Origin of the sequence: Mesorhizobium sp. CA4 (assembly GCF_020165075.1) — a bacterium.
GTDB lineage: Bacteria > Pseudomonadota > Alphaproteobacteria > Rhizobiales > Rhizobiaceae > Mesorhizobium.
This window is the reverse complement of sequence record NZ_JAIUHK010000050.1, coordinates 20,079-35,510: the sequence shown is the minus strand read 5'-3', so window position 1 is coordinate 35,510 and position 15,432 is coordinate 20,079. Positions and strand designations below refer to the sequence as shown.

The window sequence follows — 15,432 nt, the reverse complement described above, 5'->3', positions numbered from 1 at the left end:
GAACCGCTTCGACGCAAACTGAAGCGGACAAATGATGTGCTACCAAACCGGACAACTTGATTAGCTACCGACAGCCTCGTAGAAGGTGTTCTGGTCGTAAGACGCATCTTTGCTGGTGTCTTTTTACCGTCTTGACGAAAAATGTGCCGGGATCCTCGGCGCCTGCCAGGAGCACGCGCCGGTGCCGATCGATGTACGTTTCGATTTTCTCGTAGAGCCCACCCAGGTTGGGCAGAATCAGACCGAATGGCTTGCTGCCGAAATAGGATGAGTTGGCGTTTTTGAACGCAACCGACGGGATCAAAACTTCCCAGCCCTTGTCGCGGTCGCTCCAACGGATTTCACCGCGCTTCATGTCGGCAAGTTGGCGTTCCGACCGCGGCAAACGGCCCCGCTCGCAAACCATGAGCTGCCGAAGGTTCTTTTGAGGAACCCCTAAATGCAATCCCAAGCGTAGCATCAAGAACGAGCAGCGGGGCGCCGGTAAAGGCGTTCGTCAGGCATCAGCCGCAGGATCTCCTCAGTGATCTTGCGATACTCGCCGACCGGGCTGTCGGCCTCCAGGACCGGCATGATCGGTTCGAAGGGATCGCGATGGACGCGCGCGACGCGCTGAATTTCTTTCACGCGCGATGAGGCGTGCTTGAAATAGACGTCGCAAGCGTCGCAGTCAGCCTTAGCCCTATCGATGTCCATCCGGGAGACGAGACCGGCAATGGGATGGAGCCGCTCTGCGAGATTCGGATGCTGGCGAAGCCAGCCGGTGTCCTTGCGGGTGAGGGCAAGCGATATGCGTAGCATGTCGATCTCCCAGGTCGTGTAGAATCCGCGCCGCCGTTCGCGCCATTGTACGTACCAATCCCAGACGGATGGAAAGACCAGCAGGCCGAATGTGAGATGTTGCGTAGGCACGCCGTAGCCGCGAACGTTGCCTCGCGGATGGGCGGCTAAGGCTCCGAACATGAGACCCAAATGCTCGATCTTCTGCGACGCGGTCTCTTCGCCCCACACGCCGTTGCGTTGAAGGCCGAAGACGGTCAAGGTCGCCGTCTTGAAGCGGATCAGGTCGGCCATTTCCATGGCGAGCATCGGCGGCGCGTCGATGACGCCCGAGGTCAGGTCGGGATCGGTAAATGAGGTGGCCTCAATCTCATTGGCGACGTCTATATGGTGGTCATCGTTGGCGGAGGCTGCCTTGTCCATAGGCGATGCCGGGAAAACGGATGGCGTATCGCTGCTTCATGGTAGCTGCCTGAAAGCGCCTGTAATCGGTCGAGCCACTGATGATGACGCGTCGGACCCACTCAAGGATTTCTTCCTGCTCCTCGCGCGGCCGCGCGTTGAAATCGTCGGGCAGATGCCAGGCGAGCCGGCGCCGTTCGGCCGGGTCGATGTCGTCAAGAACATGGCCGGAGGCCGACCACGTCGGGTGTGGGAGTTTTGCTTTGAAATATCCCTCCGGCAGCCGGTATCGCTAGATGCGGCCGAGTAATTCCATGCTAGCCACGCTTCGTGGTGCCTTGGAACCTTGCAGCCAATCGCGGATGGTTGAATGATCGAATGTCTCGCCGTCCCGAACGACGGCGCGATGGAGATGCCAGTAGCTGTCGCCATGGCGACGCATATGCAGTTCAGGGCTTCCTGAAATGTCGGCGGATCAATCCATTGAAGAGGGGCTTCGGAAATTCCTCGATGACTCGAGGCTTCATCCCGGGCTTTTGTCGATTGGCTGTTTGCGAATCTGGCTCCTGTTTCGGCGCCTCGCTGGGCTGACCAATCGACGGCCTGGCGGGTGATCGTTTACCCCTATCGCTTCGAGCCCGACTGGGCACTTGTGCAGAGCGCAATCGGGGCGAGGGGGTGTCATTTTTGCGTGCGTCTTTCAGGGCGCGCGCAATAGCGTCAAGCCCTGGCTCGATAGCTTTCCGTGCACGGGCCAATGCGTCTGCTTCGACTGCGCAGTCACAGGCGATTTCATCCCAGTCGTAGGCGCGGACCTTGCGGGGCGGCTGCCGACGCTGCGCAACAGAGCCAGCATGTACTGCCGAATGCGCTCAGCCTCATGAGGCGGCAGAACGCTGGAGATACGGAGACGACGGAAATCGGATATCTTATGGGAAAGCAGTTTCATACCGAAATTTCAGGCACTCATAGCAGCATTGGGAGAGACGCGGGGCGGCCAATAGCCGATTCTTCCGGTTTGAGTCGCCAAAATTTGCCAGGCAACGTCCTGTGGACGAAGCCGTTTCCAGCGGCTCTCGCTAAGAACGATTTCTTGACTAACGGTCATTGTTAGTAAAGAGATTGTATCTAGCGGATTAGGCAAGGAACATGGCCGTGCCTTGCGCTGTCGGATCGTTTCTTCATGTAGGTTACGTGATGCCAACGCGTAAGACGGGTCGATATGAAAGCGTAATTGTCGGCGGGGAGAAGGTCGATGCCTTTGTTCCCTTCGACCTGCCGCCCGCGCGACCGGCGCTGGTCATCGACGACAAGCTCGAACATCGTCTTGGCGAAGCCGAGCAGGCGCTCGTTCGGCTCGATCTCGCAGGCGAGATGGTGCCCTCACTCGATTGGTTCATCTATGCCTTCGTTCGCAAGGAAGCGGTGATTTCCTCACAGATCGAAGGCACCCAGGCATCGCTGGTCGACCTCCTCGCCTTCGAGGCCGAGGAACATCCTGCAGCCAATGCGGACATCGAGGAGGTCACGAACTATCTCGACGCTCTGGCCTATGCGCGTGGCCAACTGGCAGCGAAGCGTGGCCTTCCACTTTCGATGCGGCTACTGAACGAGGCTCACAAGCGGCTGATGCATGGCGTGCGGGGCTCGAACAAGCAGCCAGGGGAGGTTCGCCGCAGCCAAAATTGGATCGGAGGAAGTCGGCCGGGGAACGGGACCTATGTGCCGCCGGTGCCGGACCAACTTCCTCGGTTGCTCAGCGAGCTTGAGAAATACATTCACGTCGATGACAAATTGCCGGCGCTGGTGCGTGCGGGGCTGTTGCATGTGCAATTCGAAACGATCCATCCATATCTCGACGGCAACGGTCGCATCGGACGATTGTTGATTGCGCTTCTGCTGGAGCATTGGAAACTGCTGAAAGCTCCGCTTCTCTATCTCAGCCTATTCTTCAAGCTTCACCGCGAGGAATATTATCGGCGGCTCAACCGTGTGCGGCTGGAAGGGGATTGGGAGGGCTGGACAGACTTCTTTCTGGATGGGGTTGCTACGATTGCCGATGAAGCAGTCGCCTCGGCGCGCGAGTTGTTCAATCTTGTCAGCACGGACCGAGCCCGGCTGTTGAGTGCAGACTCCGCTTCCGTCTCGGCATTAAGGCTATTCGAGCAACTTCCCCGACATCCGATCGTGACGGTCGTGTCCGCCATGAAGATGATTGATGCCAGTAAGCCAACGGCAACCCGCGCGATCGAAGCGCTGGCTGAAGCTGGCATTCTCGTCGAAACGACCGGTAAGAAGCGTGACCGCAGCTTTGCCTACCGAGCCTATATGGAGCGTCTGCGGATAGGGACGGATTTGCCTGATCGCAAATGACACGAACGGATCAGGACTGGCGACATTGGAGCTCACATTGCGTAACTTTGCAGCTTGCATTGCGGCAACCATCAATTACTTCGATGCGCCAGAAGCGGACGTTTGCGCCACCCTGATCAGAGGATGTCCGCTTCCCGCCTTCATGTGGGTCGCTAAACGGGCAGTTTAGCATTTCCGAAACCTGCCGTTCGTGAGCCCCGCCTCCACGTCACATCGTCCTTTGCCCAGTCCGCCCGCGGGGCGCCTGTTTCCCGGTCCCGGAGAGAGCCTTCGCTGCGGAAACCCCGGCCGCGCGCGAGGTGCTGGCCGACAGCCGCTGTGGGGCCGGGGGGTCGCGGCCGAACGGAAACTTCTATAGGGTGGAAACGACGCCACCAAGGACGCCAAGAAAATGGCAGGGCCACCCCCCAACGACGGCGATAGACCTGCCGACGATAACGCTGAAGCGAAAGCGACGAACAACACGCCGCCCATCGTGGGCATCGGGTCATCGGCCGGAGGCGTGGCCGCTCTGCAGAAGCTTGTCAGCAACATACCGGCGGACAGCGGCATCGTCTGGGTGCTCATCCAGCACATGGCGCCGGATCGGCCGAGCGAACTCGCGAGCATTCTTGCGCGCAAGGCAGAGTTACCAGTGGAGGAGGTTACGCACGACACGCGCGTCGAGGCTAACAAGATCTATCTGATCGCGCCGGGGCAAGTGATGACGATCCGTGGGGGCGTGCTGCGCCCCGCGCAGGACGGCGACCCGCTCGCGCGGCGCACCAGCATCGACGCCTTCCTTGTCTCGCTCGCTGAGGATCAGGGGGAGCATAGCGGCTGCGCGCTTCTGTCAGGGGCGGGCACTGACGGGACTCTCGGCCTCAAGGCGGTCAAGGGGGCGGGCGGGCTGACGCTGACCCAGACGCTTCACACGGCCGAATACGACAGCATGCTGCTGAGCGCCACGCGCACAGGCCTCGTCGACCGCGAGGCCGACGTCGCCGACATGCCCGGGCTCTTCACCGACTTTCTCGTACGGCGGAAGCCCATCACGCGCGATGTGGAGGTCGAAGATGGCGAGAGGCGCGAGATCTGTGATGTGCTTCGCCGCGCCACCGGTCACGATTTCACCGACTACAAGTCGAGCACGATCGACCGGCGCATCCGCCGGCGAATGCAGATGCAGGGCATCGACGCGCTGTCCGCGTATGTCGACCTGATGCGCGACGACCGGCGGGAGCCCGAGCGCCTGTTCCGCGATCTGCTGATCGGCGTCACCCAATTCTTCCGCGATACCGACTGGTTCGCGGCGCTGGCCGCGAAGGTACTCGGCCCGATGATGGAGGAAAAGACCGAGGACGACGAGGTGCGCGTCTGGGTTCCGGGTTGCGCCACTGGCGAGGAGGCCTACAGCTTGGCGATCCTGTTTCAGGAGGCCCGGGCGCGAATGGAGGGCCCGCCGGAGGTGAAAATCTTCGGCACCGATATCGACGAGGCGGCCCTGCATTTCGCCCGTATCGGCCGCTATCCGCAAAGCATCGCCGCCGATGTCAACGGGGAGCGTCTGGAGCGGTTCTTCGAAAAGGAGGATGGCCGCTACACGATCCGTCCGCAACTGCGCGAGATGTGCCTGTTCGCCCAGCACAACCTGCTGCGCGACCCACCGTTCTCGCGCATTGACCTGCTCTCGTGCCGGAATGTGCTGATCTACATGAACCCGGGACTGCAGAAGCGGCTGATGCCGGTGTTCCATTACGCGCTCCGGCCCGGTGGCTTCCTGTTCCTCGGCCCCGCCGAGAACGCGGGGCACGACAAGCTCTTCGGTGAGTTCGACCGGAAGCACCGTATCTTCCGCCGGCTGGGCGAGACCGCGCGGCTGCCCGAGTTTCCTATCGCCGGCGGCGACGGCAAGAATCGTCAGCAGATGCAACGGCAGGACGCCGCCACGAAACCTGACGTCACCGATCCGGCATTCCGTACTGCGCAAAAACTACTTGAGCGCTACACGCCGGCCTATGTCATCGTCGATTGCGACTTCGAGATCCTCGATGCTTCGACGGGCACCGGGGCCTTCCTCGAACTGCCGCGCGGCCGGCCGAAGGCAAATCTCGCCGCGATGGCGCGCACCGAACTGGCCGTGGACATCAAGGCGGCCGTCGCGAAGGTGCTGACCACGGGCGAGCGGCTCGTGCGCGACGATCTGATCGTGGGCCATGACGAAGAGCGCCGCTACCTTACCCTGATCGTGGAGCCCCTGACCGGGGCCGACGCGAGCGAATGCCGTTGTCTCGTCGTCTTTCAGGCAGGAGCCGCCGCGATGGCGGAGAACACCGAGCGGGCAAGGCAGCGAGGCGGCGACGAGGAACTCGTACGCGCGCTGGAGCTGGAGCTTCAGACGACGAAGGAACGGCTGCAAAGCACGCTGGAGGAGTTGGAGACCTCGAACGAGGAACTTCGCGCCTCGAACGAGGAACTCTCGTCGGTAAACGAAGAACTGCAGTCCTCCAACGAGGAACTGGAAACCTCGAAGGAGGAACTGCAGTCGATCAACGAGGAGCTTCGCACGGTCAACAATGAGCTTTCGACGCGGGTCGAGGAGCTGAGCCGCGCCAACAGCGACCTGAAGAACCTTTTCTCCAACACCCGCATAGCGATGCTCTTTCTCGATGCCGAGTTCCGCATCCGCAATTTCACGCCACCGGCCAAGCCGCTCTTCCGGCTGCGCGACCACGACATGGGGCGACCGCTGGACGAACTCGCCGGCCACGTCGACTTAGGATCCCTGAAGCAGCAAGTGGCCGAAGTCATCCGCAGCGGGGAGCAGATCGAGAAGGAGGTCGAGGCGCGAAGCGGTGAGCCCCAGACGCTGATCATGCGCATGCTGCCCTATCGCGACGAGAACGACGTGATTCAGGGTGCCGTTCTCACATTCATCGACATCACCGAGCGCAAGCGGTCTGAAGAGCGGCTTTCCCACATGGTGTCCGAGCTGAACCATCGGGTGAAGAACAACTTGGCCAGTGTGCAGTCCATGATCCGTCAGGCGGCCAAACAGACAAAGACGAAGGACGAGCTACTCAAGGTGCTCACGGGCCAGCTACACGCAACGGCCGCGTCGCACGACATCCTCTCGCGCGGCGACTGGAAGGGCGCCAGGCTGCGTGACCTCGTCGGCGCCATCTTGTCCCCCTTCGTCGGCGAGGGGCTCGACGGGCTGAGCATCCAAGGACCCGAGGTCCACCTGAAGCCGCAGGTCGTGGTCGGGCTCGGGCTGATCCTGCACGAGCTCGCCACGAACGCGTCGAAGTACGGCGCGTGGTCCACCGGGACGGGACGGGTTTCGTTGAACTGGACTCGGGTCACGACCGACGGCGACGAACTGAGCATGGAATGGGCGGAAAGCGGCGGCCCGCCCGTTGCGCCGCCCGAGAGCAAGGGTTTCGGCCTCAATTTTATCTCGCGGTCCACCCAGCACGAACTTCGTGGCACCTGCAAGCATGAGTTTCCCCCGGCTGGCTACCACGGCGTCATAGTCGCGCCTGCGAAGGCCATCTTGATGGATCAATGAAAATCGCTGAGGCCGTCTCATCGCCGCATGAGACCGAGCGCGTCGAGTGCAGCAAAGAGAGCGCCCTCCGTCAGCGGCTTGTGCAGAACCTGGCACTCTTTGAAGCGCTCGGGCACTTCCACCATCGAATAACCGGTCGCGAGGACGAAGGGAACGCCATGCTCGTGAAGCAGATCGGCGACCGGCCAGACGCGCTCACCGCCGAGGTTCACGTCGAGGACCGCGCCGTCGAGATCGTTCTGCCGCACCGCCAACAGCCCTGCCTCGACATTGGAGACTGGCCCGACAGGCACGCAGCCGCACTCGCCGACCATGTACTCGACATCCATTGCGATGAAGACGTCGTCCTCGATCACGAGGATTCGTGGCTTTCGGTTTTCAATTGAACCCACGTCCCCGTTGTCCTCAAAGAACACTAACCGCTTCGCCACGAGAAAGTTCCGAATTTCCTGTGGCCAGCCGTCGCTTCCGAGAACTGCTGCTGGCGACATCGAAAACCGACCGGCAGCAGTCTAGGGCCAATTTGGTCTGCACATAGCTTGCGAGGTAGATGATTCAGCAGGTTCGATGGCTTCAGCCGGAGAACGTTGGACCCCGGTTCCGGCTCCTTCGCCTGAGAACCCGCAAGCTTGGAGCTAGGCAATAAGCCAGGTCCGCTTTCTCTACACCGCCGCTAAGACGAGACCGTCTGGAGCCGGCCCCAGAGCGGTGACCCGCACCGTTTCTCCTTCGGCCAATCAAGGCCGAGGAGAACTCAAATGGGCCATATCTGCAGTTCACGAATCTTGCGATGACGCCAGAGCAGCGCAAGGGCTGGACGCCTTGCCCGTGACCAGATTACTTGGCCCCGAGGCTCTCCAGCATCTCGTAGCGATAGGCCTGCTGTCGTGCCGCTCTGAATAGGCGCGATCAATGCCGTTTATGGTAATGGCAAATGTCCCGTTCTCAGTCCTGGCGATGAACCCTTTTGCCTTGAGATACCCAAGGTGGAACTCGAGGTGCTCGCGTTGGCAACTGGATAAGCGTTCTAACTGTTGGTCTCCGATGCCGGGATTGTTGACGTCTTGCCGGCGCCTCTCGCAGAGCAGTGGGAGTACTCTGGCCTGGACGATCGCATCCATCTCGACAACGAGGGGATCGCTGGATTCCTGAGCCATCTCACGGTTATGGGTCAGATATTCCCTATGTAGAACATCATACTGCGCGCGAGCGGCAGGATCTTTGAGCGTGTTGTGCGCTTCGATCAGGTGCTAAAACGCCGCTCGTCGCCAGTCTCCTGGTTGATAGCGTTTGCGTAGTAGCGGAATATCCGCTCAATCGTTTCTGGCGTCGCCCTCGGGCTCATTTCCATCAGATCGTAATAATCGACAAATGCGGATATCGTGGCGCTTCCCCAAGCCACCACCCCCGCTATTAAAACATGCATATTCACAGCACAAGCAAGTTGGCTGGCGCTGTATTCCACCGAATAGGTCAATCGGCCGCCTTATCTATAAGCTGATACTTATGCATCATTCGCTGCATGCGCGACGAAAATTTAAATCGAGCGGCCCGGCAAGGGTTGGACGCCCTGGCAGCGCGGCCGCGGCGATCTCGACATCGACAAAATCTGGTGGGCGGCCAGGCGTCTGATTTCTTGAAGCTCAACTCGTCCGCCTGGTTCGATGGCAGCGAGCTCGTCGCGATCGAGCACTGGTCATTCCGCGGCGAGAAGTGGTGCATGAAGAACAAGCCGGCCGACTGGCAACCTTTGCCCGATGTCTACAGGCTCGAGCGGGAGCGTGAGGCTTTCCTCCCGGCAGCGGATGCTTGCCCAAATTCAGGCCACAGGGAAGCGCCAGAGCGCGCCGGACGCTTCGGCGGTGTAAGACAGCGGCGGCGGGAAACGCGCGCTGGAGGGGCTGGCCGGAATCGATCAATGCTTGTTCGGCTTCGGCGTGATCTCCTCGATCGGCATCTTGCCACCCTTTGCAGGCAGGGCGTTCGCGTCTGAACAAGCAGGGTTTGACGATTCACACGGAGGGGTCTGTCGCCCACGCCGCCATAACGTTCCACAAGTTTCGCGAATCCTTAGGCGAAGGCGAAGAGAAGCGCCAGAACAATCACCATTCGGGCTGCCATACAGAATTATAGCAGGCCCTCGCGCCGCATTTGACCAGCTACAGGTAGAATGGAGCACCCTAGCCGCCACCATCCTGCCCACCTTTCCGCAGCCTGACGCAACCGGCGCTATTCTAAATCTTGTCGCTTCCGAATTGACGAAATGGGATCATCGACGCGACCCACTGAACTGATCGGTGCGTGTGGTCGAACTGATCGAGCGTCGAGCCGATTGCTGTAAATCCGCCTTAGCAAGTCGCGGGCAGTCTTGGCGCGCTCCCATGTGCGGCCGACGAGTTTGCATCCTCCCAAGGTCGCGGGCTCATCGGTAACGTCGTCCCAGACAGTCCATGTGCCAGACGGCTCGGGATGACAGCGAAATCTAGGTTGGCGATCTTCCATGGCCTCAAAACGGCCGGCAATCCTATTTAGTTCGATCGAATATGCGAAGGTGGTTAACCGCCGCGCCGCGTCTGCTTCAACCTCACCCCGGCGCCGCCGCCATTCTCGGGGATGAACTCGACGCCGGCGATCTCCAATGTCTGGCACACCGCTGCGACATTGTTTGTCAGGCTGCGGCAGGTTCCATTTGGCTCGCTTCCATCCTGCGAAGGGTGGCCACCGAAATTGAGGCCGCCGCCGCAAGGTCGCTTTGAGCCACGCCGAGTAGCGCTCGCCCCGCCGATATCATGACGGTCGCAAACCAGTCGAGGCCGCACACAAGGCTTTTATGACTTGGGCCCGCAAGATTGGCGTGATCGAGGACGTGCCCACAGCACCGGCGTGGATGACTGGGCCAAAGATCAGCAACGCAGACCTCTTGTCAGGGGTGCGAAAGGGCTCTTCGTCAGACGCAGCTTGCGACTAAACCTTCCGGAGCGAAACGCCGCGTCTATGGGACCTCCGCCCCGCCCCTCTTGCCATCCGATATATGAAGCAACGGACGCCGCGCGCTCCGGCCGGCCGCGGCATGAATGCTGGCGACCTTGTGCACGGTGGCTGATGGCATGGCCTGCTGAAGCGATAGGCCGAGCTCGCGAATGCGCGTGTCCCGATACGATCGTACGACCGCCGCCGACAGGTCGCGTGACGTCGCAGCCAACATGTCTGCCAGTGCGGATATATCCCCGGCTTGCGCGCGCTCGACCAGGCGATCGCGCAGTCGGCGGGCGATGATCGGACCAAATATCGCCACCATCAGCCGGCGTGCTCTGACACGGGGCAGGTTGTCCCTATGCAACGATGGGGCGGAACCCGCATGGCTCTCGAGCGCAGAATTAGTTGCCGCCAGCCATGACCACATTGAGCATTCAAACAGCCAATGGTTTTGCGAACGTTTTTGCCCGGAGCGGTGTCGGCGCCCAAGGGCTGCAGCGAAACACCTCCCCCCGGTGGGGCTGCTGTGACCACGGCGCGCGTCGCACGCCGACGGTGCGGCTCCGGCCAGCCAGCCGCTCGGCATTATCAGCCACAAGCTGGTCGCGCAAAGCGGCTATTCATGTGAACCGCGGCGATACTGCGCGCAGATCGGGTCGTGCGAAGAAGCCCAATGGTATCTGCACAACTGTTCGTGGGGCCAGAGGCTGGATCGGGACGGTGACGGTAAGGTCTGCGAGACGCTGTGCTAAATTTCGCAGTCCACTTACAGACCGGCCATTTTGACATCTTTAACGAAGTCAACCCCGTAGTGGTCGACGAAGTCTTTGACTTTCTGTCGAATGGCCTCAAGCGAAAAGCCGGACCGCCAGCTAGCCGGATCCTGGACGATCTGGTCTTTCCAGAAATCGAAGTCGTGATCGATCGCAGCCTGGTCGTTTGATGCACTCATATCTATGACCAGAACCAACTTATCGGGCTTGCCGCGCGAGGAAGCGGGCGACCAGCCGATGAGAAAAGGGCCTTCCCGCTCGAATTTCAAGTGCTGTTTGGTGGCGTAGTACATAGCAGTAGATGCCGCATCCAAGACGTAGTCCTTTAGAAACCAGTCGCAGTTGTTAGCCTCGGCGTCGCCACCCTCTTCAAGCATCTCAAATTCGCTGGCGTTGCCATCGTCACCCTGGCCGAGGGTGAGATCAGCGAGCTGCATGTCGGCCTCAAGGGCACGATGAACGCCTTGTTCCTCAAGGACCTTGCCCCTTAAGACCCATCGCGGCCTGCGGGGTAGGGTGGAGAAGGGCAAGGCCGGGGGCGGGCTGTGCTACGGCTACCGGGTGGAGAAGAAACTGGGATGCCGCAGGCGAGCCCGTTCGCGGCGACCGCGCGATCGTGCCGGAGGAAGCGGCCATCGTGCGCCGCATCTTCCGCGAATTCGCCGCCGGCACGAGCCCGAAGGCAATCGCCGTCGACCTCAACAAGGAGGACATTCCTGGTCCGCTCGGCCGACACTGGGGCGACACCATTGCGCGGGCATGTGATCCGGGGAACCGGCGTCATCAACAACGAGCTCTACGCCGGCGTGCTGATTTGGAACCGCCTGCACTACGTCAAGGATCCTGCGACGGGCAAGCGCGTGTCGCGGGCCAATCCGCCAGCCAAATGGATCCGCGCCGAGGTGCCGCATCTCAGGATCGTCGAGGACGATTTGTGGCAGGCCGTGAAGGAGAGGCAGAAATCCATTGCCAGCCAGTTCGAGGCGGTGGCGATCGCAACGCGCAAGGCCCGGGCGAGGAGGCTGCACACAATGAAGCGGCCGGTCTCCCTGCTTTCGGGGTTGCTTACCTGCGGCTGCAGCGGCGGGCGCTACGGACTGTTCACACGCGACCGCTATGCCTGTCTCAACCACCGGCGCCGCGGCATTTGCGACAAACATCATGGCCGCGATCGCGGATGGCCTGTACCAACCTTCGATGAAAGCGAGAATGGAAGACCTGGAGAGGCAGAAGGCGGAGATCACCGCCCGTCTGGCAGTGGCGCCGCGTGTGCTCATTTTTTCATAAGTGGGAGCCGCATATTAGGTTCCGCTGATCTTAGTTGGACCTTGAACCTTCTCTTTCGGGGAGCGTTGCCATTGGATTCAGGAGGTTTTCGATGGCGCGCTTTCAAATCGACGAGATCTATGGCGAACGCATCGTTGCAACGACATCTGTAGCACCTGATGCGCTCAGCGCCGCAGAGACCCTGACGGGAAAGGCGATCTCCACCAAGGCCTTGCAAGAGCACTGGGTTCGCGTTGTCGACGAATACGAAGGCATCGTCCACGACTTCAGCATTGCAGAGGAGCCGCCAAAGGATTTTGCCAAATGATGAACTGCTTCGGCGCAAGCCCGGCTCGCAGATCGAGGGTGACACAGGATTATGCGAGCCGGGCCTAGCCGCCTACACCTATTCCGGGGGGAAGTGGTTTCGAACTCGGCGGTAAGTAAAAGTTGTTCGATAATCGCTCGTGCTGCAATGAGGACTGAGGTCCCATTATCCTACCTGCTATGGTCCATTCGGAGCTCGCGAATGCGCCTGTCCCGATCCGATCGTACGACCGTCGCCGAAGGTCGCAGCCCTCTGCCAGTGCGGATATATCGCAGCTTGCGCGCACTGGACCAGGCGATCGCCCAGTCGGCGGGCGATGATCGGACCAAATACCGCCACCATCAGCCGGCGTGCTCCGACACGGGGCAGGTTGCCCCTATGCAACGATGGAGCGGAACCCGCATGGCTCTCGAGCGCAGAATTAGTTGCCGCGAGCCATGACCACACTGAGCGATCCAAACGATCAATGTGGTTTTGCCACCGTTTTTTGCCCGGAGCGGTGTCGGTGCTCAAGGGCTGCAGCCAAACACCTTCCCCCGGTGGGGCTGCTGTGACCACGGCTGCGCCCGACCGTCGCAGGAACAAAACGCCCTGGCGCCGATTGGTTTTTGACGGAGGAAACGGGATGACGGTCGAACTTGTAGTTCTCGAAATGGCGGCTGCCCGGCAGCACGCAAAGCGCGCTGACCAGTCGCTGAAGCAAGCGACGGCTATGCTCGACGCTAACCATGGTATCGCTGTGAGCATTGCGCTGTGCTGCCGCATCCGAAACGGGCAAGCGCGCGCGAAGGCGGCCAAGCGTCGCCTGCTGATCGCCCCACCAACAACCGCGCACTGACGAGCAACAACACTCATGCAGATAAGAGTATCGTTAGTCCCCTGATATCGGACGCAATGCGCCCGCTACCGCGCCATGGGTGATCTTGAAGGCGGTGAAGGAAATCACCGGGAAGGATGCAGAGTTCATCCGCTGGTTGGGGGCGGGTTCGCGTTAGCGGCCGGCACGTGGGGTCTCCCCTTGGGCGACATGTCGGTTCTCGTCGTTGAAGACGAGCCCTTGATACTGCTGGACCTAGAGACGGCGCTGCGGAGGCGGGGTTGACGTTGTGTCGGCCAGCAATGCAACGGAGGCGTTGGCGACCTTTGACGCCGGCTCCGAAAAGATCAGAGTATTGCTTACGGACATTCGGCTTGGTGAAGGCAAAACGGATGGGATATCGCCCGCCACGTCCGCGACGTGACCCCTGTTCTCCCGGTGATCTATGTAAGCGGGGACAGCGCAGTCCGCTGGCCGTCCGAAGGCGTTCCGAACAGCATCATGATAACCAAGCCGTTCGTGATGGCTCAGGTCATTACCGCCTTATCAACCTTGCTTAATCAGGTTCAACCCATACCTGAAGCCAAGGACTAATTCGCCTTGGGTCTGTTAAATATATAATCGCTGGGTGAGTCACACTGTCGCGGCAAAGGAGGCGGTGTTGCTGACGTATTTCGTTGTTCAGAGTTTCAATTTTCCGCCCAAGGGAGCGATCACCGCCGGAGAGGCGGTGGAAGTACAGGATGTCGAGCATGCCTTGCGACTGGCAGAAAAACTGGCGGGATGTTCGGCTGGCGTCGTCGCATTCAGCCGCACTGGCGATCCTGCAAGCGGCGAGTTCGAGGATGCTGTCATCCTCTACGCCAACGGGATCGTTCCAGCGCTTGAAATGGAAATGGCGATAGCTTCCTGAACCCTGGATTTAGCGTTAGCTACGGCCGGTTTGCGCTGATGCTGGACATAGAGGTCGGATTTGACGCTGCAAGAATTTCCACTTCGTCTGCACAAGACGTGGGGCTAGGATTGGGCCTCAAATTTGGCGCCCAAAAACCGTTGTCGCGGGCGTCCTCGAGCCTATATGCGTGGCCCTATGGATCACAGAAAAACGACCATTGAGCGCGCATTTGACCTGGCCAGGTCCGGGGAATACGCAAGTTTCGGAGATGTGCGTACAAAGCTTAAGAGCGAAGGGTACGAGATACGGCAATTGGAGGGGATGTCCCTTCGGAAACAAATCAACCAACTGATAAAAAATGCGAGGGAAGTACCAGCAGGACCTAGAGCTTTCCATCATTAGGCGCTGGATCGTTCAGGGAGCCCTGCGCGCTGCACATAGCGCGGAGCGCATATTTACTTGTTGCGGCGAAGCCGTTCGACTTCGCCCTCAGCCACCGAAAAGAGACTGTCGAGCCCGTCCATTTCCAACGCAAACCCGTCCTCTGAAAACTCTCGGCGTAGCTCACCAAGTTGGGTTTTGGTGCGGGAGAGTGCTGCCTCCCAGCGGTCCTCACCGGGCTGGCGCTCGCCGCCCACATCTTCGACCATCCAGGCCGAGGCGAGCTTGAGGGATGCTCTGAAGATGTAGCGCCCGGCATCGTCGCGCACCTTTACAAACAACGTCCGCGCAGTGCCATTGGGCAGTTCCTCACGGGCGATGTCCGGCAATACGTGGACCGCCCTGCTGCTCACCTCTGCCAGGGAGGAACATTCAACACCCGAGTCGTCTCTCATCAACTCGCTTCCATCGTAAATATCGAAAAAGAACAACGGCATACACGGACACTCTGAGATGTTCTCCAGGTCTCCCAGCCCAACTTCTCACCCAAATAAACGTTCCCGCGCGCGCTAAAAGGCCGCTGCTTGCGAACAACCTCAAATGTGAATGCGAACCACTCCTGGAACGCCTAAAGACCGTGCGTCGTCCGGTTTGTCATGGCGCACGGACGCTGGGAGAGCGAATAGCACTCTCGTCCAATCGTGAGGCGCTGAGATGCACACCCAAATCCTCGAAGCGGCCGACCTCGAAATGCTCACGCGCATTCTGCACCACCTATAAAAGCAGGAGGGGCATCTGGACTCGGACGATGCGCAGAACGTCGCCGCCAAACTGGTCTATCTCTTCCAGAGCGGGATGGTGAATGAGTTTGACCTCATGGAGACCATGGAA

The 15,432-nt window shown here is 60.2% G+C and carries 13 protein-coding genes and 3 pseudogenes; 10 read left to right on the top strand and 6 right to left on the bottom strand.

Translation table 11 applies throughout. The features are described from left to right. Nucleotides 1-64: 64 nt before the first annotated feature. Both LB528_RS27720 and LB528_RS27715 read right to left on the bottom strand, forming a co-directional pair. On the bottom strand, nt 65-355 hold the full coding sequence (locus LB528_RS27720; RefSeq protein ID WP_224717020.1) for a hypothetical protein: 291 nt from the start codon (nt 353-355) through the stop codon (nt 65-67). Nucleotides 356-459: 104 nt separating this feature from the next. Further along, on the bottom strand, nt 460-1,203 hold the full coding sequence (locus tag LB528_RS27715; RefSeq protein ID WP_224717019.1) for a hypothetical protein: 744 nt from the start codon (nt 1,201-1,203) through the stop codon (nt 460-462). On the opposite strand from LB528_RS27715, the gene LB528_RS27710 reads away from it, so the two are divergent. The 3 genes from LB528_RS27710 to LB528_RS27700 all read left to right on the top strand — a co-directional run bounded on the left by LB528_RS27710 (nt 1,196) and on the right by LB528_RS27700 (nt 7,105). After that, complete coding sequence (locus LB528_RS27710) at nt 1,196-1,492, top strand: hypothetical protein (RefSeq protein WP_224717018.1); 297 nt, start codon at nt 1,196-1,198, stop codon at nt 1,490-1,492. The two genes, LB528_RS27715 and LB528_RS27710, sit on opposite strands and share 8 nt — an antisense overlap. A gap of 839 nt (nt 1,493-2,331) precedes the next feature. Further along, entirely contained in the window at nt 2,332-3,555 is a 1,224-nt protein-coding gene (locus LB528_RS27705) for a Fic family protein (RefSeq protein ID WP_318011525.1), read from the top strand. A gap of 391 nt (nt 3,556-3,946) precedes the next feature. Further along, nucleotides 3,947-7,105 carry a CheR family methyltransferase gene (locus tag LB528_RS27700; protein ID WP_224717017.1) on the top strand — a complete coding sequence of 1,053 codons (3,159 nt, stop codon included), beginning with the start codon at nt 3,947-3,949 and terminating at the stop codon, nt 7,103-7,105. Nucleotides 7,106-7,122: 17 nt separating this feature from the next. Here the strand turns inward: LB528_RS27700 and LB528_RS27695 are convergent, their stop codons facing one another. Continuing rightward, nucleotides 7,123-7,536 (bottom strand): response regulator, encoded by a 414-nt coding sequence (locus LB528_RS27695; RefSeq protein WP_224516884.1) that lies wholly within the window; start codon nt 7,534-7,536, stop codon nt 7,123-7,125. 462 nt (nt 7,537-7,998) lie between these two features. Beyond that, nucleotides 7,999-8,531, bottom strand: a pseudogene (locus tag LB528_RS30640) (DnaJ domain-containing protein); the annotation flags it as partial. 2,134 nt (nt 8,532-10,665) lie between these two features. Between LB528_RS30640 and LB528_RS30635 the strand changes: the two are divergent. Beyond that, nucleotides 10,666-10,833, top strand: coding sequence for an excalibur calcium-binding domain-containing protein (locus tag LB528_RS30635; protein ID WP_411962274.1), 168 nt, complete (start codon nt 10,666-10,668; stop codon nt 10,831-10,833). 14 nt (nt 10,834-10,847) lie between these two features. On the opposite strand, the gene LB528_RS27680 is transcribed toward LB528_RS30635, so the two are convergent. Further along, nucleotides 10,848-11,291, bottom strand: a complete 444-nt coding sequence (locus LB528_RS27680; protein WP_224516889.1) for a hypothetical protein — start codon at nt 11,289-11,291, stop codon at nt 10,848-10,850. A 179-nt stretch (nt 11,292-11,470) separates the two neighbouring features. On the opposite strand from LB528_RS27680, the pseudogene LB528_RS30490 reads away from it, so the two are divergent. The 6 genes and pseudogenes from LB528_RS30490 to LB528_RS27660 all read left to right on the top strand — a co-directional run. Beyond that, a pseudogene (locus tag LB528_RS30490) lies at nt 11,471-11,539 on the top strand (hypothetical protein); the annotation flags it as partial. Nucleotides 11,540-11,615: 76 nt separating this feature from the next. Next, a pseudogene (locus tag LB528_RS30330) lies at nt 11,616-11,753 on the top strand (hypothetical protein); the annotation flags it as partial. 262 nt (nt 11,754-12,015) lie between these two features. Continuing rightward, nucleotides 12,016-12,141, top strand: coding sequence for a hypothetical protein (locus LB528_RS30325; RefSeq protein ID WP_263484210.1), 126 nt, complete (start codon nt 12,016-12,018; stop codon nt 12,139-12,141). A 91-nt stretch (nt 12,142-12,232) separates the two neighbouring features. Then, a complete protein-coding gene (locus LB528_RS27670) occupies nt 12,233-12,448 on the top strand; it encodes a hypothetical protein (RefSeq protein ID WP_224717015.1) in 216 nt (71 codons plus the stop codon). A gap of 625 nt (nt 12,449-13,073) precedes the next feature. Next, nucleotides 13,074-13,286 carry a hypothetical protein gene (locus tag LB528_RS27665; protein ID WP_224717014.1) on the top strand — a complete coding sequence of 71 codons (213 nt, stop codon included), beginning with the start codon at nt 13,074-13,076 and terminating at the stop codon, nt 13,284-13,286. A 640-nt stretch (nt 13,287-13,926) separates the two neighbouring features. Further along, nucleotides 13,927-14,178, top strand: a complete 252-nt coding sequence (locus LB528_RS27660; protein WP_224717013.1) for a hypothetical protein — start codon at nt 13,927-13,929, stop codon at nt 14,176-14,178. A gap of 437 nt (nt 14,179-14,615) precedes the next feature. Here the strand turns inward: LB528_RS27660 and LB528_RS27655 are convergent, their stop codons facing one another. Beyond that, nucleotides 14,616-15,038: a DUF6894 family protein gene (locus LB528_RS27655; protein ID WP_411962273.1), complete on the bottom strand. Its 423-nt coding sequence runs from the start codon at nt 15,036-15,038 to the stop codon at nt 14,616-14,618. Between the last annotated feature and the right edge of the window lie 394 nt (nt 15,039-15,432).

Excerpts from the sequence above, each read along its gene's own strand:
- LB528_RS27655 (WP_411962273.1), bottom strand. The coding sequence starts at position 15,038 with ATGCCGTTGTTCTTTTTCGATATTTACGATGGAAGCGAGTTGATGAGA.
- LB528_RS27680 (WP_224516889.1), bottom strand. The coding sequence starts at position 11,291 with ATGCAGCTCGCTGATCTCACCCTCGGCCAGGGTGACGATGGCAACGCC.
- LB528_RS27670 (WP_224717015.1), top strand. The coding sequence starts at position 12,233 with ATGGCGCGCTTTCAAATCGACGAGATCTATGGCGAACGCATCGTTGCA.
- LB528_RS27700 (WP_224717017.1), top strand. The coding sequence starts at position 3,947 with ATGGCAGGGCCACCCCCCAACGACGGCGATAGACCTGCCGACGATAAC.
- LB528_RS27715 (WP_224717019.1), bottom strand. The coding sequence starts at position 1,203 with ATGGACAAGGCAGCCTCCGCCAACGATGACCACCATATAGACGTCGCC.
- LB528_RS27705 (WP_318011525.1), top strand. The coding sequence starts at position 2,332 with ATGGCCGTGCCTTGCGCTGTCGGATCGTTTCTTCATGTAGGTTACGTG.
- LB528_RS30325 (WP_263484210.1), top strand. The coding sequence starts at position 12,016 with ATGGCCGCGATCGCGGATGGCCTGTACCAACCTTCGATGAAAGCGAGA.
- LB528_RS27720 (WP_224717020.1), bottom strand. The coding sequence starts at position 355 with ATGAAGCGCGGTGAAATCCGTTGGAGCGACCGCGACAAGGGCTGGGAA.
- LB528_RS27665 (WP_224717014.1), top strand. The coding sequence starts at position 13,074 with ATGACGGTCGAACTTGTAGTTCTCGAAATGGCGGCTGCCCGGCAGCAC.